Annotated in this window: 19 protein-coding genes; 14 read left to right on the top strand and 5 right to left on the bottom strand. The window is 60.4% G+C overall.

The genetic code is table 11. The features are described 5' to 3' along the window. Nucleotides 1-263: 263 nt before the first annotated feature. The 3 genes from EX00_RS10495 to EX00_RS10485 are packed head-to-tail and all read right to left on the bottom strand — an operon-like array spanning nt 264 to nt 3,264. Nucleotides 264-1,184, bottom strand: a complete 921-nt coding sequence (locus EX00_RS10495; protein WP_047456870.1) for an NAD-dependent epimerase/dehydratase family protein — start codon at nt 1,182-1,184, stop codon at nt 264-266. Continuing rightward, a complete protein-coding gene (locus tag EX00_RS10490; RefSeq protein ID WP_052210718.1) occupies nt 1,181-2,044 on the bottom strand; it encodes a glycosyltransferase in 864 nt (287 codons plus the stop codon). Before EX00_RS10490 ends, EX00_RS10495 begins: the two co-directional genes overlap by 4 nt. After that, nucleotides 2,044-3,264, bottom strand: a complete 1,221-nt coding sequence (locus EX00_RS10485) for an NAD-dependent epimerase/dehydratase family protein (protein ID WP_047456868.1) — start codon at nt 3,262-3,264, stop codon at nt 2,044-2,046. Before EX00_RS10485 ends, EX00_RS10490 begins: the two co-directional genes overlap by 1 nt. Before the next feature lie 136 nt (nt 3,265-3,400). Between EX00_RS10485 and ybgC the strand changes: the two genes are divergently transcribed. The 11 genes from ybgC to glmM all read left to right on the top strand — a co-directional run bounded on the left by ybgC (nt 3,401) and on the right by glmM (nt 15,337). Then, the gene (gene ybgC, locus EX00_RS10480; RefSeq protein WP_047456866.1) at nt 3,401-3,850 is read left to right on the top strand and encodes a tol-pal system-associated acyl-CoA thioesterase; all 450 of its coding nucleotides are present in this window, start codon (nt 3,401-3,403) and stop codon (nt 3,848-3,850) included. Between the two features lie 417 nt (nt 3,851-4,267). After that, on the top strand, nt 4,268-4,990 hold the full coding sequence (tolQ, locus tag EX00_RS10475) for a protein TolQ (RefSeq protein WP_047456863.1): 723 nt from the start codon (nt 4,268-4,270) through the stop codon (nt 4,988-4,990). A 27-nt stretch (nt 4,991-5,017) separates the two neighbouring features. After that, nucleotides 5,018-5,476 (top strand): protein TolR, encoded by a 459-nt coding sequence (gene tolR, locus EX00_RS10470; protein ID WP_047456862.1) that lies wholly within the window; start codon nt 5,018-5,020, stop codon nt 5,474-5,476. 9 nt (nt 5,477-5,485) lie between these two features. After that, nucleotides 5,486-6,718 (top strand): hypothetical protein, encoded by a 1,233-nt coding sequence (locus tag EX00_RS10465; protein WP_047456860.1) that lies wholly within the window; start codon nt 5,486-5,488, stop codon nt 6,716-6,718. A gap of 20 nt (nt 6,719-6,738) precedes the next feature. Then, a complete protein-coding gene (locus tag EX00_RS10460; protein ID WP_234709008.1) occupies nt 6,739-7,128 on the top strand; it encodes a TonB C-terminal domain-containing protein in 390 nt (129 codons plus the stop codon). A gap of 20 nt (nt 7,129-7,148) precedes the next feature. Next, nucleotides 7,149-8,453, top strand: coding sequence for a Tol-Pal system beta propeller repeat protein TolB (gene tolB / locus EX00_RS10455; protein ID WP_047457689.1), 1,305 nt, complete (start codon nt 7,149-7,151; stop codon nt 8,451-8,453). 155 nt (nt 8,454-8,608) lie between these two features. Further along, nucleotides 8,609-9,142 (top strand): peptidoglycan-associated lipoprotein Pal, encoded by a 534-nt coding sequence (gene pal, locus EX00_RS10450; RefSeq protein ID WP_007703336.1) that lies wholly within the window; start codon nt 8,609-8,611, stop codon nt 9,140-9,142. A 159-nt stretch (nt 9,143-9,301) separates the two neighbouring features. Continuing rightward, a complete protein-coding gene (ybgF, locus tag EX00_RS10445; protein ID WP_047456858.1) occupies nt 9,302-10,348 on the top strand; it encodes a tol-pal system protein YbgF in 1,047 nt (348 codons plus the stop codon). Between the two features lie 4 nt (nt 10,349-10,352). Beyond that, entirely contained in the window at nt 10,353-11,675 is a 1,323-nt protein-coding gene (gene tilS / locus EX00_RS10440) for a tRNA lysidine(34) synthetase TilS (protein ID WP_047456854.1), read from the top strand. A gap of 125 nt (nt 11,676-11,800) precedes the next feature. Beyond that, the gene (gene ftsH, locus EX00_RS10435) at nt 11,801-13,744 is read left to right on the top strand and encodes an ATP-dependent zinc metalloprotease FtsH (protein ID WP_047456852.1); all 1,944 of its coding nucleotides are present in this window, start codon (nt 11,801-11,803) and stop codon (nt 13,742-13,744) included. A gap of 240 nt (nt 13,745-13,984) precedes the next feature. Further along, nucleotides 13,985-15,337 (top strand): phosphoglucosamine mutase, encoded by a 1,353-nt coding sequence (gene glmM, locus EX00_RS10430; protein WP_047456850.1) that lies wholly within the window; start codon nt 13,985-13,987, stop codon nt 15,335-15,337. Nucleotides 15,338-15,430: 93 nt separating this feature from the next. Here the strand turns inward: glmM and EX00_RS10425 are convergent, their stop codons facing one another. Beyond that, a complete protein-coding gene (locus tag EX00_RS10425; protein ID WP_234708999.1) occupies nt 15,431-15,907 on the bottom strand; it encodes an SH3 domain-containing protein in 477 nt (158 codons plus the stop codon). Between the two features lie 397 nt (nt 15,908-16,304). Here EX00_RS10425 and EX00_RS10420 point away from each other — a divergent pair, with 397 nt between their 5' ends. After that, the gene (locus EX00_RS10420; protein WP_047456845.1) at nt 16,305-17,153 is read left to right on the top strand and encodes an outer membrane protein; all 849 of its coding nucleotides are present in this window, start codon (nt 16,305-16,307) and stop codon (nt 17,151-17,153) included. A gap of 247 nt (nt 17,154-17,400) precedes the next feature. Further along, nucleotides 17,401-18,231: an outer membrane protein gene (locus tag EX00_RS10415; RefSeq protein ID WP_047456843.1), complete on the top strand. Its 831-nt coding sequence runs from the start codon at nt 17,401-17,403 to the stop codon at nt 18,229-18,231. Nucleotides 18,232-18,239: 8 nt separating this feature from the next. Here EX00_RS10415 and EX00_RS10410 read toward each other — a convergent pair whose 3' ends face one another. Then, nucleotides 18,240-18,992 (bottom strand): glycosyltransferase family 25 protein, encoded by a 753-nt coding sequence (locus EX00_RS10410; RefSeq protein ID WP_047456842.1) that lies wholly within the window; start codon nt 18,990-18,992, stop codon nt 18,240-18,242. A gap of 280 nt (nt 18,993-19,272) precedes the next feature. Here EX00_RS10410 and EX00_RS10405 point away from each other — a divergent pair, with 280 nt between their 5' ends. Beyond that, complete coding sequence (locus EX00_RS10405; protein ID WP_047456840.1) at nt 19,273-20,451, top strand: phosphoserine transaminase; 1,179 nt, start codon at nt 19,273-19,275, stop codon at nt 20,449-20,451. Nucleotides 20,452-20,472 lie beyond the last annotated feature (21 nt).

Genomic DNA, 20,472 nt, shown 5'->3' with positions numbered 1-20,472 from the left:
ATAGCAGGTCGGGAAAAATCTATACTGAGGCGGAAAATGGCAAATGGAGCACTGAGATTCGAAGGTGGTCTGCTGTTTCGATGGGCATCTACTCGAGGCGTCCAAGCAGCCATTTTGCTCCGAATGTGCTGCAAAATCTCCGAAATCGGGCGAAAATCACGACCAGATGGCAAGAGCGTTTGCCGATCCCGTCACGTTCAACTGTTATTGCTTTTTTATAGATAATTTTGCCAGAGCTTCACGCTGGCCTTGGCGCGCTGATCTCACAAGCCGGAGGTGTTGAAAGATGCATGATGTTGCGGAGCGGTTTTCGCCAGGCTCTCTATGGTTTCTTTCAGTAGAGCTACGCCGCCGGCGCGCCAGCCGAGTGCACGGATCTTCGACGTGTCCATGGCGCTGATGATGCCTTGTGGGGCCGGAGCGGGCAGGGCGTGCGGGCAGCCTGTCGCCCCTTGCAGATGCCCGAGAATCTCATGTGTGTCGGTCAGGACGTCGGAGAGATTGAACGCCTTGCCGTCGATGCGGCTCGTTTCGGTTTCCAGTAGCAGACGCACTGCACGGCCAAGGTCGCGGCCGTGAACTTCGGTGCCGGCGCGGGAGGCAACGGGCTTTCCGGCGAGATAATCGGCGAAGAGCCTATCCCATTTATTTGGGTGAAGGTCGCCATAGACGCCAGTGGCTCTGAGGCTTGCCGTCGCAAAGCCGGGGGCGGCGAGCGAGAAGAGCGCATGCTCGGCGTCGCGCTTCACTTCGCCGTAAAGCGTGTTTGGTGCCAGTTCGCTCGCCTCCGTCAGCACCTCGCCGGCTTGTCGATTGCCATAGACGGCGCGCGATGACAGAAAGATGCAGCGGCGGATGCCGGCCTGCTTTGCCGTTTCGAACAGCTTGACAGTGCCGTCCAGATTGAACCGGCGAAAGCCTTCGGCGTCGTTACCCTCGCCGCTACGGTACTTGCCGGGGATATGGCTGAAAGCCGCGTGGATGAAGAAATAGGCGTCGTCGAAAGCGGTACTTTGATTTTCGGAAGGATCGAGGCTCAGCGGCACGAAGGTGACGGGCTGCGTGAAGAGGCCGGGTCGTGGCGGGCCGCGGTGGCCGACGGCAACGTGATATCCGGCGGAGAGCAGTTCCTCGACGATGTAGCGGCCGACGAGGCCCGTTCCGCCCGATACCAGGACTTTCATGCGGCCGCTTCCGGATTGGCGAAGGCGGCGATGTTGGGCACATCGCGTCCAGCATGGAAATCGTGCCACAGATCGATCAACGGTTTCAGCCTGTCGGCCTTCGGATGGTTCTCTTCCCAGGGCTTTTCATATTGGTAATGCAGGATCGAAATGCTGCTCCAGTCCCAAAGCGCGGGCATGGTGAACCACACATATTGCAGCATGTTCATGAAGATCGGCAGGCCATGCCAATCCGGGAAGAATGTCTCGAGAAAGGTCTGGTCGGTACGCCGCCAGAAAACACCGGGGCTGTCGAGCAGCGTCAGCATGTCCTTGAAGGTCGCGAGCGAAGGCTTGGCGACGAAGACGCCGGAGTTCATCCGGTGAAAGTCGGCCAGACTCTCATAGACATTGGGCGCGGCGGAGAATTCCGGATAGTCGAAGAGCTTGTCGACATTCTTCAGCACCAGCGCATCCGCGTCGATGAAGACGCAGGTGTCGTAGTCGATGAGCTGCCAGAGTCGGATCTTGCAGAAATTATCGAGCGGCGAATGGAAGGACGGCTTGCGGCCCTTGGTGAAGGGCGCGTTGGCGTGGAGATTGCCGCGTGCGTGGCGCTCGTTGAATTCGTCGGAAAGCGGCAGATGGTCCACCTCCACCAGCCGGCAGCCAAGCTCTTCCAGCGGCACTAGGTCGCTTTCGTCAACGCCGGCTGTGTGCAGTACGACGATATCAGCCCTGGTGCCTGTGCGCGTAATCGAGCGCGCCAGTGCCAGTGCACCCATGGCGTAATCGGCGTTGGTGACGAGCGTGACGAAGGCTTGCCGCGACCGTGATCTGGTGCGCGGCCGTACCCCCTGCAGCTGTTCGCTTCCGAACATCATGAGACGGACTTCAATCGCTTGCCTTCGGGATCGTGGTTGACCGTCGTCGCCAGATCCTTGGTCCAGGCGGAAACGGCAGGCACGCGCGAGCGGTCGACGCGATAGGCATATTTCCGGGCGACATCGACGATTTCGCTGAGGAGACCCGCTTGCAGGGTGATCGGCGCCAGACCGAGATCGAGGAATTTGTCGTTCTTGACGATCAGGTCGTTTTCCGGGGCTTCCTTGCGCGGATTGGGCAGGCGGACAATCTCCGCGCCGCTCATCCTGGCGATCATTTCGGCGAGATCGCGGATGCGGTGCGTCTCCGTCATCTGATTGAAGATTTCCACACGCGCGTTGCGCGGTGGTGGGTTCTTCAGCGCCAGCTCGATGCAGCGCACCGAATCCTGGATATGGATGAAGGCGCGGGTCTGGCCGCCGGTGCCGTGTACCGTCAGGGGATAGCCGATCGCCGCCTGGATGAGGAAGCGGTTGAGTACGGTGCCGTAGTCGCCGTCATAGTCGAAACGGTTGATCAATTGTTCGTGACGGCGGGTCTGTTCCGTATGCGTGCCCCAGACGATGCCCTGATGTAGGTCGGTGATCCTCAGTCCGTCATTCTTGGCATAGAACTGGAAGAGAAGCTGATCCAGGCACTTGGTCATATGGTAGATCGAGCCCGGATTGGCCGGATAAAGGATTTCCTGGCTGACGGAACGGCCGTCTGGTGTCTCGATGCCGACCGGCAGGTAGCCTTCCGGAATGGCGGCGCCGACCGTCGAATAGCCGTAAACGCCCATCGTGCCGAGATGGACGAGATGGGCGTCGAGGTTGAGCTCGACCAGCGCGTTCAGCAGATTGTGCGTGGCGCTGACATTGTTGTTGACCGTGTAGTTCTTATGGCGGTCGCTCTTCATCGAATAGGGGGCGGCGCGCTGCTCGGCGAAGTGCACGATGGCATCCGGGCGATGCTCGGCAAGCCACTTCTTCAAAAGCTCATAGTCCTTGGCAAGATCGATGAGGCTGAAGTGGATGCGTCGGCCGGTCTCGGCGTGCCAGATGCGGGTACGCTCCTGGATCGAATCCATCGGGGTCAGCGATTGCACGCCAAGTTCCGTGTCGATCCAGCGGCGGGAGAGATTGTCGAGAATATGGACCTCATGACCGGCATCGGAGAGATGCAGCGAGGTTGGCCAACCAATGAAACCGTCGCCGCCCATTACCGCTATTTTCATGAGATCGTTCCTTCCGCATCGTTCGCTATCCGGCACCATCCCGGATAGTCAGAATCTGTGACAATTGTTCAAAGCTTGCTTGATGGCAGAACTTCGGCCAAAGAGAGCCCGATAATTTTTTGGAGAAGCGGCAACGATGAACAGCCCCTTTCTGATTGCCGGGGAACTGGAAGCCGGTAGCCACCGGCTGGTGCAGCGAGTCTATTATGAGGATACGGATTTTTCCGGCCTCGTCTATCACGCGCGCTACCTTCACTTCCTCGAACGCGGACGCACGGACTATCTGCGCTGCCTCGGCGTGGAGCAGCGCGAGCTTCTGAATGCTGACGAAGAGGGGCTGGTTTTCGTCGTCCACCGCATGGAGATCGACTTCAAGGGACCGGCGCGGATGGACGATATTCTGACGATCCGCACCGTGACCGAGAAGGCCGGCGGCGCCAAGATGGTGCTTTCCCAGGAAATCCGGCGCGACGACACGCTGCTGATCGCCGCCAAGGTCATTATTGCCGTGATCAATGCCAAGGGACGGCCGCGGCGACTGCCGGAGGCGTTGGCAGCGCAGATGCTGGTGGCGGCTGCGGTCTAGTGTCGCATTAGCTGCTGCTTGCGGATTTTTGAGGCGTTATACGGGCCGATGTTGTGGTGCCCAAAAGCCTTCTTGCTTAAACATGAGTTTCGTGTGAAGGAATTGCCGCGCGCAAGATCTGTTTGCGTTCGCCGCCGGCACCGTCCGGTCAGTTTTTTCCAGGAGCTAGACTAGCCTTCACTGTTAAATCTTTCATGTTTCGACGCTAACATTCTTTTAACCATAATAGTGTCTTACTGATCGCGTCAGAGTTTGTGCGGTGCACGCCTTCCTTTGACCAAATTTGACGGCAAGAAGGCAGTATAGCTTGGAAGGCTTGACCAGGGCGTTCAGCGGCGGCTGCCAAACAATTCTTGTGAGATCACTTTTAGCCGCCCGGTCTAGCACCGGGCGTTTGGATTCGGGGATTTTGGATCAATGGAACAAGTAGCATTGGCCGCGGCCACCACACCGGACATCACACTCTGGTCACTCTTCATGCAGGCGGGCTTGGTGGTCAAGCTCGTCATGCTCGGTCTGCTCGCGGCGTCCGTATGGACCTGGGCGATCGTCATCGACAAATATCTGAGCTTTGCCCGGGCACGCCGGCAGTTCGATCACTTCGAACAGGTCTTCTGGTCGGGGCAGTCGCTCGAAGAGCTCTACCGCACGCTTTCGGAGCGCACCAACACCGGCCTCAGCGCCATCTTCGTCGCCGCGATGCGCGAGTGGAAGAAGTCGTTCGAGCGCGGCGCACGGTCGCCGATCGGCCTGCAAATGCGTATCGACCGCGCCATGGACGTGACGCTGGCGCGTGAATCGGAACATCTAGGGGCTCGTCTCGGATCGCTCGCGACCATCGGCTCGGCCGGTCCGTTCATCGGTCTGTTCGGTACGGTCGTCGGTATCATGACCTCGTTCCAGGCGATCGCCGGTTCGAAGTCGACCAATCTCGCGGTCGTCGCTCCGGGTATCGCCGAAGCGCTGCTCGCAACTGCCATCGGCCTTGTCGCCGCTATTCCGGCGGTTATCGCCTACAACAAGTTCTCGGCCGATGCCGGCAAGCTGACGGGTCGCATGGAAGGATTTGCGGATGAATTCTCCGCCATCCTGTCGCGCCAGATCGACGAGAAGCTGCAGCCTCGCCAGGCTGCCCAGTAAAGCACGGACGGAACCGGAGTAACTCATATGGGAATGTCTGTTGGAGGCAATGGTGGCGGCGGTGGTCGCCGGGGCAGCCGTCGCGGCGGAGGCCGGGGCGGTCCGATCTCCGAAATCAACGTGACGCCGCTGGTCGACGTCATGCTCGTGCTTTTGATCATCTTCATGGTGGCCGCGCCGATGATGACGTCGGGCGTACCGATCGACCTACCGCAAACGCAGGCCGGCGCGCTCAACGCTCAGACACAGCCGATCACTCTTTCCATCAAGGCAGATGGCCAGGTCTTTTTGCAGGAAACGCAGATCGATGCGGCTGATATCGCCGCCAAGCTGCAGGCGATTGCTACGACCGGCTACAATGAACGCATCTTCGTGCGCGGCGACGGAAAAGCGCCTTATGGCGTGATCGCCGACGTCATGTCGCGCATTCAGGAGGCCGGCTACAAGAACATCGGCCTGGTCACGCAGCAGACAACGGACCACTGACGGATCGACATGAAGCGCAGTCTCGTCACATCGGCGGTTTTTCATATCCTGGTGCTGGTTGGCGCCATGCTGACGCTGACCGCGCCGGCTCCGCTGGAGACGCCTGAAAGCACGGCGATGGATGTCGACATCGTGACGGCAGACCAGCTCCAGCAGGGTGAGAAGAAGGCGCCGGTGACGGACCACGTCTCCCGTAAGCAGACCACGAAGCAGGACCAGGTCGCCAACGCTCAAAACGCTGGCGAGAACAACGTCGATATCAAAAATCCGGTCGTGCCGACCCAACGGCCGGAGAGCGACACGGCGGCATTGGCGCCGAAGAAGGTGGATACGCCCGTTCCGCAGGACGATCCGCGCCCGAACGATGCCAAAACGATCGAGCAGAAGGACACCGAAGCCGCGCCGAAGGAAGTGGCTGCCGTCCCGCAGCAGAAGCCGGATGTGACGCCCACTCCGACGCCGAAGACCGATCCGACGCCTCCGACGCCGAAGGCCGATGCAACGCCGACACCGCCGCCGGCCCAACAGCCGACGCAGCAGGCTGAAATCCAGTTACCGAACAATGTTCCCGTACCGGATATAAAGCCGCAGCCGACGCCACCGAAGACCGCCGAGCAGAAGCCTGAAGTCAAGCCGGTGCCGAAGCCGGATGTGAAGGTGGCCGACGCCAAGCCGACGGACAAGACGACGACGCAGAGTACAAGCAAGACCACGTCGGCCGATGATGGCAAGAAGGACGCCGACAAGAAGAGCGAGACAGCCAAGAGCGCCAAGTCGGGCGCCAGTGATTTCAACGCCGATGATATCTCGGCGATGCTGAACAATACCTCGTCGAAGGGTGGCGCGAAGCGCTCGTCTCAGCAGGCTTCTGCCGGCGCCGATACCCAGGTCACCTCGCGCGGCGGCATGAAATCGCTCGGCGGCGGCAAACTCAGCCAGAGCCAGCAAGACGGCTTGCGCGACTTGATCGCCAAGTACTGGAACCTGATGCCGGGACTGGAAGGCGCGGGCGATGTGCGGATCAAGGTGCACTTCAAGCTCGACAAGTCCGGGCAGATCGTCGGCGAACCGGAGGCCACGACGAGCGGCGGGCCGGCTTCGACGCAGTCGGCAATGCAGAGCGCCGCCGTGCGCGCTGTGATGCGGGCGCAGTCGGATTATCTGAAGGTCCTGCCGGTGGACAAGTATGACGACTGGCAGGAAGTCGTCGTCAATTTCAGCGCAGCGGATTTGGGAATGTGATGCGGGAGAGCTTGGTACAGATGATCCAATGTCGTCTCCGCAGACTTGTGCTGTTGCCGGTCATTTTTGCGGCTGCGCTTGCCGTTCCGGCATTCGCTGAAGATGGGCGCGTTGGTGATGCTAGCGCGATTCCCAATCAGGTTATGCAGAATTGGAATATCGTTCCGGGTTTGGCAGGCGCGGACAAAGTGCGCGTTAAAATTCGGATGAAACTCGATCGATCCGGCCAAATTATTGGGAAGCCTAGTGTGATGGCGACCGGCGGCCCTCCACCGACGCGACAAGCCATTGCAACGAGCGCCTATCGCGCTGTTCTCAGATCCTCTCCCTTCAAGAACTTGCCGCTTGATAAATACGATGCCTGGAAAGAAGTCATCATCAACTTCGACACCAGCAACCTGGCGCATTAATGCTGAAAGGCTTGGCACACATGTTCAAAAAACCCTTCCTTCGTCTCCTGCTGGTGCTGGCGGGTCTGGTGGCAGCCTATGCTTCGCCCGCTTATGCCGTGGTCGAGATCAACATCAGCAAGGGCAATGTCCAGCCCATGCCGATCGCCATTACCGATCTGCTGTCGAATGATGGTCTCGGAGCGCAGATTTCGGGCGTGATTGCCGCCGACCTGCAGCGGTCAGGCTTGTTCGCGCCGGTCAACAAGCAGGCCTTCATCGAGAAGATCACCAATCCGGATTCGACGCCGCGCTTCCCGGACTGGACCGCGATCAATGCCCAGGCATTGGTGACCGGCCGCGTGACGCAGGACGGGGGTCGCCTTCGCGCCGAGTTCCGCCTGTGGGACACATTTGGCAACAGTCAGATGCTCGGCCAGCAATTCTATGCGCAGCCGGACAACTGGCGCCGTGTCGCCCATATTATTGCCGACGCGATCTATGAGAAGATCACCGGCGAGAAGGGCTATTTCGATACCCGCGTCGTCTTTGTCGCCGAAAGTGGTCCGAAGACCGCTCGCAAGACGCAGCTCGCCATCATGGACCAGGACGGTGCCAATGTTCGTATGCTGACCAACGGCAGCGACCTCGTGCTGACGCCACGCTTCTCGCCGAGCCGGCAAGAAGTGACCTACATGTCCTTCGCCAACCAGCAGCCGCGCGTCTACCTGTTGCAGCTGCAGACGGGCCAGCGGGAAATCGTCGGCAACTTCCCCGGCATGACCTTCTCGCCGCGCTTCTCGCCGGATGGCCAGCGGGTGATCATGAGCCTGCAGCAGGAAGGCAATGCCAACATCTATACGATGGACCTGCGCTCGCGCACCACGACGCGCCTGACGTCGACGGCCGCCATCGATACCTCACCATCCTATTCGCCCGACGGCACCCAGGTCGCCTTCGAAAGCGACCGCGGTGGCAAGCAGCAGATCTACGTCATGAACGCCGATGGCTCCAACCAGCGCCGCATCTCGTTCGGTGACGGTTCCTATTCGACGCCGGTCTGGTCGCCGCGCGGCGATCTTATCGCCTTTACCAAGCAGTCGGGCGGGAGCTTCTCGATCGGCGTGATGAAGACGGACGGCTCGGGCGAGCGCCTGTTGACCACGGGCTTCCACAATGAAGGTCCGACCTGGGCGCCGAACGGCCGCGTCGTCATGTTTTTCCGCGAACCGGCCGGTTCCAGCGGCCCGCAGCTCTATTCGATCGATCTGACCGGTTACAACGAGCAGAAGATCCCGACCCCTGGCTTTGCTTCCGACCCGGCCTGGTCGCCGCTCCTCGAATAGGGAAGGTGCACGCCACGTTATCGCCGCAAAGTCCTGTGACTTGACCAGTTCGGGACAATTTTAAGACAGCATTAACCATACTTGTTGAAATCGGATTAACCGCATCCGGTTACAGTCTGGCAACCCTGATAGAGATGTTTAAGGAGAGACCGGCCATGAGCCGCATCGCAACCCCGGCCCTTGGCCACATGCAGACCCTCGCACGCAACCCGATCATGATCGCGCTTTTCGTCGGCCTTTCGCTGGCTGGCTGCGCCTCCAAGAAGGGCCTGCCGAACGATGCCAACGGCCTTGGCCTCAATGGTGCCGGCAGTGCCACTCCGGGCTCGCCGCAGGACTTCACGGTCAATGTCGGCGATCGCATCTTCTTCGACACCGACAGCACGTCGATCCGTTCTGACGCCTCCCAGACGCTCGACCGTCAGGCTCAGTGGCTCGCCCGTTATCCGAATTACGCGATCACCGTCGAAGGCCATGCCGACGAACGCGGCACGCGCGAATACAACCTGGCTCTCGGCGCACGTCGTGCTGCCGCCACCAAGGACTATCTCGCTTCGCGCGGCGTTCCGGCTCAGCGCATGAAGACGATCTCCTACGGCAAGGAACGCCCGGTTGCGACCTGCGACGACATTTCCTGCTGGTCGCAGAACCGCCGCGCCGTCACGGTGCTTAACGGCGCCGGCTCCTGATAGCCGAAATTCCGCTCAAAGCGTGCGAAGGCGGCCCCCGTGGCCGCCTTTGGTTTTTTGACCACACTTTGGCCGAACTCCGTTGCTTTTTGAGAGTAATTGTAAAAATCTCCTGTGTTGTGCCCAAGGCGCGAAGAATCAATGGAACAGGATAGATCCATGAGAAAACTTGTCGTGGCGAGCTTGCTTTGCCTCGCTGCTGTTGTCGGTAGTGAGCGTGATGCCTCGGCCCTTTCGCTTTTCGGACTGCACCTAGGCGGTCGCGGTGCCTCGGAACAGGCTGCTCCGAGCGATGCCGCTCGTCAGGGTCAGGTCGAACAAGCCCCCGTCATCAACGTCCAGAGCAGCAATGCGGAAGTCCGCCTGCAGCAACTCGAGGACCAGATGCGCCAGTTGAACGGCCGCGTCGAGGAGATGAGCTATCAGTTGCTGCAGATGCAGGAGCAGATTCGCAAGACGCAGGAAGACAATGAATTCCGCTTCCAGCAGCTGGAAAAGCGCGGCGGCGGTTCGGCCAGTCCTCCCTCCGGTGGTAGTACGACCACCATCGGCGGCGGCTCGATGAAGAAAAGCGAAGCCGACGTTCCGGCTCAGGCTCCGTCCAGCGGTCAGCAGGACGACATCGCCGGCGTCATCGGTGATTCAGGCAGCGACATGCCGGCCACGGCTCAACAGGGTGGTGGCTCCGGCAAGCCGCCGACCCAGCTCGGCTCGATCCAGCTCGATCAGAACGGCAAGCAGGTCGGTGCGACGGCATCGCGCACCAACAATGGCTCCGGCGCACCGCCGAGCGCGGGTTCGGGAACGCAGACGGCTTCGCTCGGCAGCGAGAATGATCAGTACAAGGCGGCTTATGGCCACGTCCTGTCCGGCGACTACAGTGTCGCCGAACAGGAGTTTCGTCAGTATATCGACAGCTATCCGAGCAGCGGCCGCTCGGCGGATGCGAATTTCTGGCTTGGAGAAGCGCTTTATTCGCAAGGCAAGTACAACGATGCCGCCAAGACTTTCCTGAACGCGCATCAGAAATACAGCACCTCCGAGAAAGCGCCGGAAATGCTCCTGAAGCTCGGCATGTCGCTTGCCGCCCTCGACAACAAGGATACGGCCTGCGCGACCCTGCGCGAGGTGAACAAGCGTTATCCGAAGGCCTCGAAAGCTGTTTCCAACAAGGTGGCGAGCGAACAAAAGCGCCTTGCCTGCTGATGTCATGTCTAGTGACGCTGTGACTGGCGCTGCAACAGCGCAAATGCCCGAAGCCGCAGCGGACGATTTTATTTACTCCCTTTTCAAACCCTCGCATATTCTGGTTGCCATTTCCGGCGGTAGCGATTCCACCGGCCTTCTGGTCGCTCTTGCAGAGCATGTGAAATCACTTCCAAATTCCAACGTCACCCTTTCCGCTGCAACGATCGATCATGGTTTGCGCACTGAAGCCGCCGATGAGGCGCGCCATGTCGCTGTGCTCTGTGCGTCGCTCGGAATTGCGCATGTCATGCGGCGATGGGAGGGCGAGAAGCCGAAGAATGGCATCATGGCCGCCGCCCGCGAGGCACGCTACGGGCTGCTTGCCGATATCGCCGCCGAAATCTCGGCAAATGTCATCGTCACTGCCCACACGATCGACGACCAGCGAGAGACGCTGGCCATGCGCACGGCACGTCTGAACGAAGGTGAGGCTGGAGCCGGTACGGGCATTGCCGACGCAGTGCTTTTCGACCGGCGCGTCTGGATCGCCAGGCCGTTTCTTGGCTGCAGGCGGGCGGATATCCGAAGCTATCTCACCGAGCGCGGCACGTCCTGGCTGGACGACCCAAGCAACGAGGATGTTCGCTACGAGCGCGTGCGTACGCGCCAACGCCTGTTGCAGGATCCGCTGCCGGCCTCCTTGCCGGATGGCGGTGCGACGCGCGCGGCGCTTTCGGCTGAAGCCGCGACATGGCTCGATGAACATGTCACGATCCATGCGGGCGTTCTCTGTGCCATCAGTCGCGCGGGGCTTTCCGCCGATGAGGCGGTCATCGTCTATGCGCTCTCCTATCTAGCCGCCTCATTGGGAGGGGAACCATACGGGCCGGGTCGTGCGCGGATGCGCCGCATCCTCGATTTCATCGGCGAGGGCAGGCCAGGGCGGCGTACCGCGGGCGGTGTTGTCTTCGATCTGCGCCGGGACGAGCTTTATCTCATGCGCGAAAGCCGCGACATTCGGCCGCTTGTGCTTGCCGCCGGAGCCGTCGGTATCTGGGATGGTCGCTTCCGGATCGTCAATCACGGACCATCGGTCATTCGGGTCGAAGCAGCGGGGGCAATGGGAGCGGCGGAATTTCCGGAAAGGCTACCGAAAGGCGCCGTGCAGCGTGCGCGAGCGGTGTTGCCCAGAGTCATCGCAAGCGATGAGGACACTGCTGCATCGGTCACGATTGCGCCTTATCTCGCGCCCTTCGACCGCTTTTTGACACGATTCAATCGCACATTCGCCAATCGGTTGGCGGCTTGCCTCGGCCGCGAACCCTATATGCCGCCGCCGCTTTGAGACTTATTGACGGAATAAAGCATGTGTCGGCGTGGTTTGCCTTGGCAAGGGCTTGGCGCAACCCTATGTTAGGGATCAAGTAATGCCGCCGTTCAACGGTGGAAGTTTCAGTGCTGGGGAGTTCGATGAACCCTAATTTTCGTAATTTCGCTCTATGGGCAATCATAGCTCTGCTATTGATTGCCCTGTTTAGTATGTTCCAGAACGCGCCGGCACAAACAGGCTCCAGGGAAATTCCATATTCGCAATTCCTCCGGGAAGTTGATTCCGGCCGCGTCCGCGACGTCACCGTCACCGGCAATCGCGTGATCGGCAGCTATGTCGAGAATGGAACGCCCTTCCAGACCTACGCCCCGGTCGTGGATGACAGCCTGCTTGATCGCTTGCAAAGCAAGAATGTCAACATTGTCGGCCGTCCGGAATCGGATGGCTCCTCGAGCTTCCTGAGCTATCTCGGCACGCTGCTGCCGATGCTCCTGATCCTCGGTGTCTGGCTGTTCTTCATGCGGCAGATGCAGGGTGGTTCGCGCGGTGCGATGGGCTTTGGCAAGTCCAAGGCCAAGCTTCTGACCGAAGCGCATGGCCGCGTCACCTTCGACGATGTCGCCGGTGTCGATGAAGCCAAGCAGGACCTGGAAGAAATTGTCGAATTCCTGCGCGATCCGCAGAAGTTCCAGCGCCTTGGCGGTCGCATTCCGCGCGGTGTCCTGCTCGTCGGCCCTCCCGGCACGGGTAAGACGCTTCTGGCGCGCGCCATTGCCGGCGAAGCCAATGTGCCGTTCTTCACCATTTCCGGTTCCGACTTCGTGGAAATGTTCGTCGGCGTCGGTGCAAGCCGCGTCCGCGACATGTTCGAGCAGGCGAAGAAGAATGCGCCCTGCATCATCTTCATCGACGAAATCGATGCCGTCGGCCGCCATCGTGGCGCTGGTCTCGGCGGCGGTAACGACGAACGCGAGCAGACGCTGAACCAGCTGCTGGTCGAGATGGATGGTTTCGAGGCCAATGAGGGCATCATCCTCATCGCCGCGACCAACCGTCCCGACGTTCTCGACCCGGCGCTCCTGCGTCCAGGCCGCTTCGACCGTCAGGTCGTCGTGCCGAACCCGGATATCGTCGGCCGCGAGCGTATCCTCAAGGTACATGCCCGCAACGTTCCACTGGCTCCTAACGTCGATCTGAAGACGCTTGCCCGTGGCACGCCCGGTTTCTCCGGCGCCGACCTGATGAACCTCGTCAACGAAGCCGCCCTGATGGCTGCCCGCCGCAACAAGCGCCTGGTCACCATGCAGGAATTCGAAGATGCCAAGGACAAGATCATGATGGGCGCCGAGCGCCGCTCTTCGGCGATGACCGAAGCGGAAAAGAAGCTCACGGCCTATCACGAAGCCGGTCACGCGATCACGGCGCTTTATGTCGCCGTCGCCGATCCGCTGCACAAGGCGACTATCATTCCGCGCGGTCGTGCTCTCGGCATGGTCATGCAGCTTCCCGAGGGCGACCGCTACTCGATGAGCTACAAGTGGATGGTGTCGCGCCTCTGCATCATGATGGGCGGCCGCGTCGCGGAAGAGCTGACCTTCGGCAAGGAGAACATCACCTCCGGCGCATCCTCGGATATCGAGCAGGCCACCAAGCTTGCCCGAGCCATGGTCACGCAGTGGGGCTTCTCCGACGAGCTTGGCCTGGTTTCCTATGGCGAAAACCAGCAGGAAGTCTTCCTCGGTCACTCCGTCTCGCAGTCGAAGAACGTTTCGGAAGCGACGGCCCAGACGATCGATAACGAGGTACGCCGCCTGATCGATCAGGCCTATCGTCAGGCCAAGGATATCCTTACCGAACAGCATGACGGGTTCGTGGCAATCGCCGAAGGCCTGCTAGAATACGAAACGCTAAGCGGCGAAGAGATCAAGGGCCTCATTCGTGGCGAAAAGCCGGCCCGCGATCTTGGTGACGATACGCCGCCGAGCCGTGGTTCGGCCGTGCCGAAAACCGGTGCCAAGAAGGACGGTTCGCTCAGTGCCAAAGGTGATGAGCCCGAGGGCGGTTTCGAACCACAGCCGCACTAAACGATAGAGGCGATCGAGCCTAGACGAAGAGGCCAGCTCCCCTGCAACCGGGAACTGGCCTTTTTTAGTGCTTTTTAACGGTAACGCGTTGTAATAGGCATTCTCGGTAATTTAAGTGCCGAGTTTTACAATCTGTGGCATGAGCCTCAAGCATCGATGTTCGCGCCACCCATGGACTTCACGGGAGCTGGACGGGATGCCGCTGTCCCACAGTGGGACGCCGCAATCACGGGAGTGCATATGAAACGTCGCTATTTCGGAACGGACGGAATCCGCGGTCAATCCAACATCTATCCGATGACGCCGGATCTCGCCATGCGCGTGGGTATCGCTGCTGGCACGATCTTCCATCGGGGCAGCCATCGCCATCGCGTGGTTATTGGCAAGGATACGCGCCTTTCCGGCTATATGCTGGAAAACGCCATCGTGGCGGGCTTCACCGCAGCCGGCGTCGATGCCTTCGTTCTCGGCCCGATCCCGACACCGGCCGTCGCCATGCTGACGCGGTCGTTGCGCGCCGATATCGGCGTGATGATCTCCGCCTCGCATAATCCTTACGAAGACAACGGCATCAAGCTTTTCGGGCCTGACGGCTACAAGCTCTCCGACGAGCTCGAAGCCAGGATCGAGGATCTGCTCGAAAAGGACATGACGGCGCACCTCGCCAAGTCCGAGGACATCGGTCGCGCCAAGCGCGTCGATGGCGTGCATGACCGCTATATCGAGCATGCCAAGCGCACGCTGCCGCGCGACGTGACGCTGCAGGGCCTGCGTATCGCCATCGACTGTGCCAATGGTGCCGCCTACAAGGTCGCGCCAGCCGTGCTGTGGGAACTGGGAGCCGATGTCGTCACCATCGGCAACGAACCGAACGGCACCAATATCAATCTCAACTGCGGTTCCACCAGTCCGGTGGCCTTGCAGAAGAAGGTGGATGAAGTGCGGGCCGATATCGGCATCGCGCTCGACGGCGACGCTGACCGCGTCATCATCGTCGACGAGACCGGCACGATCATCGACGGCGACCAGCTGATGGCCGTCATCGCCGAGAGCTGGGCCGAAAGCCAATTGCTGCGTGGTAATGGCATCGTCGCCACGGTCATGTCCAATCTGGGCCTTGAACGCTTCCTGGAAGACCGCGGTTTGGGGCTCGCTCGCACTGCGGTCGGCGACCGTCATGTCGTCGAGCACATGCGCCAACACAATTACAATGTCGGCGGCGAGCAGTCTGGCCATATCGTGCTCTCCGACTATGGCACGACCGGCGACGGTCTCGTGGCGGCGCTGCAGATCCTGGCCGTGGTCAAGCGTACCGGCAAGCCGGTCAGCGAAGTCTGCCGGCGTTTCGAGCCGGTGCCGCAGCTGCTGCGCAATGTCCGCATTTCCGGCGGCAAGCCGCTGGAGGACAATCAGGTCCGCAAGGCCATCGCCGACGCGGAGAACGAACTCGCCCGCAATGGCCGCCTGGTCATCCGTCCGTCTGGTACCGAGCCGCTCATCCGCGTCATGGCGGAAGGCGATGATCGTGGCCAGATCGAACGGATTGTTGGCGGTCTGATCGACGTGATATCGAGCGTTCGCAACGCTGCCTGATTTGGGCGATCAGCTATTGCCAACTATTGAACCTGTGGCCGCCTCAGCAAGGGCGGCCATTTCCGTTTCCAGCGCCTGCCTGCAAGCCACGGACTATTGGAACATTTCGCCGGGATAGGCGCCCCAAACCATATTTTGCCTGATGTAACCGCGCACGGAATGCTCCCGCACGGACACGCTGCACCACATGCCTGTACAGGAGCGCAGCGAAAGCAGCACGCGGGGCTGCAGCTCGGCGATGAGGGAAGCTGTCGTTTCCGGGCTGCCGCGCAGCATGGCATTCGTCTTCAGCCAGGGAGCGACCACCGCGGTCCGCTGTCCCGAGAGCAGCGCGCCATGCATCCATCCGGTGGTGCCGGCGTCATCGCGCACCTGCCGCCAGCGACCGTATTCGTCGATGATCTCCAGCGGCAGGCCGGGTTTCAGATAGATCCATTTGGTCGGGTAGATTGTCGATGGTCCGACGCGCATGCGCGCCCTGTGTGCTTTCAGCGAGACGTAGCGCGGGATCGGCAATCCCGTCTCCCGCCCCTTGTTCCAGGCCGTAGCCGCGACGGGCAAGGCCGGCATCGGTGCGGCGGGGACGCCCGAGGACAAAACGCTTAGCGCGAGGCAGAGGCCGGCACACAGCTTGCGAAAGTAAGTCAGCGACTTCCTCCATGTTTTAGGCCCCGGCGACAGTCATGGTAGCTGCTTGAGTCTTGCCAATTGGTTTAAAAACCGTCGCGACATGGGCTGCGGGTCACCTCGGCTTGCCGCGTGAAAATATGATCAGCCAAGATATGGTGCTGTTATAACGATATAATTAAGAATTACTAATGTATAAAATATAGTATATCCCGCAACTAAACAGAGTAAATATTCGTAGTTAATCGGGTTTTAACTCTTATCAATGATTATCCATGTCATGTTTTCTCGATTGGCAAGCGTTTGTCGTGCCAATGGCAATAACTTTGGAGCCAAAGCCATGATGAAATCCCTGATTGGGGCCGTTGCCGCTCTGCTTGTCGGCACGTCCGCCTTTTCTGCCGATCTTTATACGCCGGAGCCGGTGCAGCCGACGCCGGAAGTCGCGGTTAGCCAATCCAGCGGCTGGTATCTGCGCGGCGATGTCGGCTACGCCTTTACCAAGCTGCGCGGCTCCAATTACTTCCAGGGTTCCAACTCCAGCCTGGTGGATTTCGATAGCGCCAAGCTTAATGGCAATATGACGCTCGGCGGCGGTGTGGGTTACCAGATCAACAACTACCTGCGCACGGACGTGACGCTCGACTATCTCTTCAAATCCAGTTTCAAAGGCTCGACGACCGGCGATTGCGGTGGCTGCGGTCCGGGCTTCACTGCCGTACCGGCGACCTCCCGCGATCGCGCATCGCTGACGGCCTATAGCTTGCTTGCCAATGCCTATGTCGATCTCGGCACATACAGCATCTTCACGCCTTATGTGGGCGGCGGTCTCGGCGGCACTTATGTCAAGTGGAGCGACCTGAAGAACACCTCATGTTCCGATGCCAATCCGGATTCTTGCGATGGCTCCGTCTCGCATAAGGGCCGCGGAAGCTGGCGCTTCACTTACGCGCTGATGGCCGGTACCTCCATCGATCTCTCGTGCAACCTCAAGGCCGATGTTGGATATCGCTATCGTCATATCGAGGGTGGCAACATGTTCGGTTATGCGGAAAACGGCGGTCCCGGCTACGACAAGGGCATCAACCTGCATGAAGCCCGCATCGGCGCCCGCTATACCTTCGGCGGCTGCCAGACCGCCAGCTACATGCCGCCCGCCGATATCCCGGTCCAGCCGGTCTACAAGTAAGCCTCCTTACCTCCAAGCCATTGAAAAGCCGTCCGGTTCGTCCGGGCGGTTTTTGCTTTTTAGCGCCACCGTTAAGTAATTACGCCATGTCTTAAACCTTCATTAACCATGAATTCCCTATGGTTAACGAAATAACAATGACTGTGGCCCGGCCCGTCGTTTCCTTCCTGCGGCCGGAATATGGGAACGACAAGAGCAGGCCGGCTTGGAATGCGGGCGCCTGCCCGAGGATGGAAGGCGAGGGGTGATGATCCGTTTCGACGCTTTGGCGCTGGCTGCGATAATGGCGAGCGCATGTGCGGGCGCTGCCCTTGCGGGCGATCTACCGCCGGAAATCAAGATGCCGGAAGTCAGCGTCAAGGATGCTCAGGGCTGGTATGCGCGCGCCGATCTTGGTTACGCCGTCAATGCCAGCCATGGCGATACGACCTTCCGCGCCTATGATCCCGCTGGCGGTGACTACAGCTCCAGCCGATTCGATTCGGATCGCTTCAGCGGCGATTTCTCCGGCGGACTGGGCGTCGGCTACCAATTTAACGATCTGTTCCGAGCCGATCTCACCGGCGATTACTTCAGCGGCGACTACGAAGGCCGGGCCTCGAGCGCATCGTCCTGCTCGGGTGGGGCAGGCGGCACGGGTTGCTCTACCAAGGCCCGCTCCTCCTTCAAGGCCGGCAGCCTGATGGTGAACGGCTATGTCGACCTCGGCACGCTCGCCGGGTTCACGCCCTATGTCGGTGCCGGTCTCGGCGCGACCAGGATCTCCTGGAGCAGCGTCAATGCCGTCGGCTCCTGCGTCGATGGCACGTCCAACTGTGGCGGCGGCAGTTCGGTCAGCGCCCGTTATCCCGGCGATAGCGACTGGCGCTTCACCTACGCCCTGATGGCCGGCGTTGCCTATGAGGTGGCGCCGAATGTGAAGCTGGATCTCGGCTATCGTTTCTCGCATGTCGCCGGCGGTGACATGTTCGGCTATTCCGCTGCCGATTCGGCGGCAGGCGCCGGCGGTACGATGGGCCGCGACGGCGCCCTGTCACGCCACGAAATCCGCGTCGGTTTGCGAATCACTACCTGGTAAGACGCCGTTTACGGCGTCCTGAGCACGTAGGCGATGCGACGGAAGAAATCCAAGGTGCGGAAGAGGTGTGCCGGGATACGCCGCAGGGCGGTGGATTTCGCGGCGCGATAGTCGCGACGCCAGCCGATCATCGTGGTTCTCTGCAACGGGCTGAAACCGACGATGTTGACTCGCGTGGTGAAGATGGACGTCTGCATGTCCCAGCCGCGCTCGATGGCGACATCCCAGGGCAGGGACATGACCGCGAGGGATTTTACGATCTTTTCCGCGCCGCCGCGTGTCACAAGGTAGCAGGCCGTCGAGCCCTGCGGGCCGAAGAGGCAGCGGCCGACCACGTCCCCCCTGCGGCTGCGGGTCATGGCGCGGAAGCCGCCCCAGCGATGATTGACCAGCTTGATGACCTCGGCGCCCGGGGCGGCTTCCTGCGCTGCCATGGCGCGAGCCAGGAAATTGCCGTCCAGCGCTATGTCGTCTTCGATGATGATGGCGGATTGGCTGCCGCCCGCCAGAAACTGCTGCAGTGCCAGCAGGTGACTGCGGTAGCAACCATATTCGCCGGGCAGGATGACCCTGCCGTGCCGGCGCTGGAAACGTTTGTGATCGACGTCGACCCATTGCTCATGCGGTAAAAGAGCGCCGTCGACACCGTCGACGCGCTCGATTTCGATGCCGATTTCATCGCTCTGCCGTCGAATCTCTGCCAATCGGTCCGTCGCTCGATCAATGTTGATGAGGTAGACGGGCAAAGGTTGCGCCGGCATGCGAGGACTTTCGGACATTGCGGCTTGATGTATTAAAGACATTTGTTCTTCATCGGTCGGCGCAAATCCATGAAACGCCATAACATATGGTGGCGTGTCCGCAAAGAAGCGAGCTTTTGTGTGGCTAATTCAGTGTGTTCCTCAGCGCGTTCCTGCACGAATTCGTGAAGCGCTGTCCACACGTATATTTTGCCTATTGCGGTCAAGCCCGGCTTCCAATATATCCGGCGGCGGGACACTCCTCCCCAACGAGGAGCTTTCTATCTGAGAGGATAGCATCATGACTAAGCTCGCCAAGCCGGACATCCGTCCGAACAATACCCATTTTTCTTCTGGCCCCTGCTCGAAGCGCCCCGGTTGGTCGCTCGACGCTCTTTCCGACGCGCCTCTCGGCCGTTCGCACCGTGCGAAAGTCGGCAAGGCCAAGCTGAAGCAGGCCATTGATCTTACCCGTGACATTCTGGACGTGCCCGCGGACTACCGCATCGGCATTGTTCCCGCTTCCGATACCGGCGCCGTCGAAATGGCGCTCTGGTCACTGCTCGGAGAGCGCGGCGTCGACATGCTTGCCTGGGAAAGCTTCGGCGCCGGCTGGGTCACCGACGTCGTCAAGCAGCTGAAGCTCAAGGACGTCCGCAAGCTCGAAGCCGGTTACGGCGAGCTGCCCGATCTTTCCACCGTCGATTTTGACCGCGACGTGGTCTTCACCTGGAACGGCACCACTTCCGGCGTCCGCGTTCCGAACGCCGATTTCATTCCGGCCGACCGCAAGGGCCTGACGATCTGCGACGCCACCTCGGCCGCTTTCGCTCAGGACCTCGATTTTGCCAAGCTCGATGTCGTCACCTTTTCCTGGCAGAAGGTTCTCGGCGGCGAGGGCGCGCATGGCGTCATCATCCTGTCGCCGCGTGCCGTCGAGCGTCTGACCACCTATCAGCCCGCCTGGCCGCTGCCGAAGATCTTCCGCATGACCAGCGGCGGCAAGCTCATCGAAGGCATCTTCACCGGCGAGACGATCAATACGCCGTCGATGCTCTGCGTCGAGGACTATATCGACGCTCTGCTCTGGGCCAAGGACCTCGGTGGTCTCAAGGCTCTGATCGGCCGTGCCGATGCCAACGCCAAAGTCATCCATGACTTCGTGGCCGCCAACGACTGGATCGCCAATCTCTCCGCCAAGGTCGAGACGCAGTCCAATACCTCCGTCTGCCTGAAGATCGTCGACAAGGATGTCGCCGCTCTCGATGATGACGGTCAGGCGAATTTCGCCAAGGGTCTCGTCGCTCTTCTCGAAAAAGAAGGCGTCGCCTATGACGTCGGCCATTATCGTGACGCGCCGTCGGGCCTGCGCATCTGGGCGGGCGCGACGATCGAAGCCACCGACATGCAGAAGCTGATGCCCTGGCTTTCCTGGGCCTTCGAAACGCAGAAGGCAACGCTCTCCCAGGCTGCTGCCTGAGACTTGAGCGTATTCGGCTCC

This window comes from Martinezella rhizogenes (assembly GCF_000799715.1).
GTDB classification, from domain to species: domain Bacteria; phylum Pseudomonadota; class Alphaproteobacteria; order Rhizobiales; family Rhizobiaceae; genus Rhizobium; species Rhizobium rhizogenes_C.
This window is presented reverse-complemented; position numbering and strand designations above follow the sequence as displayed.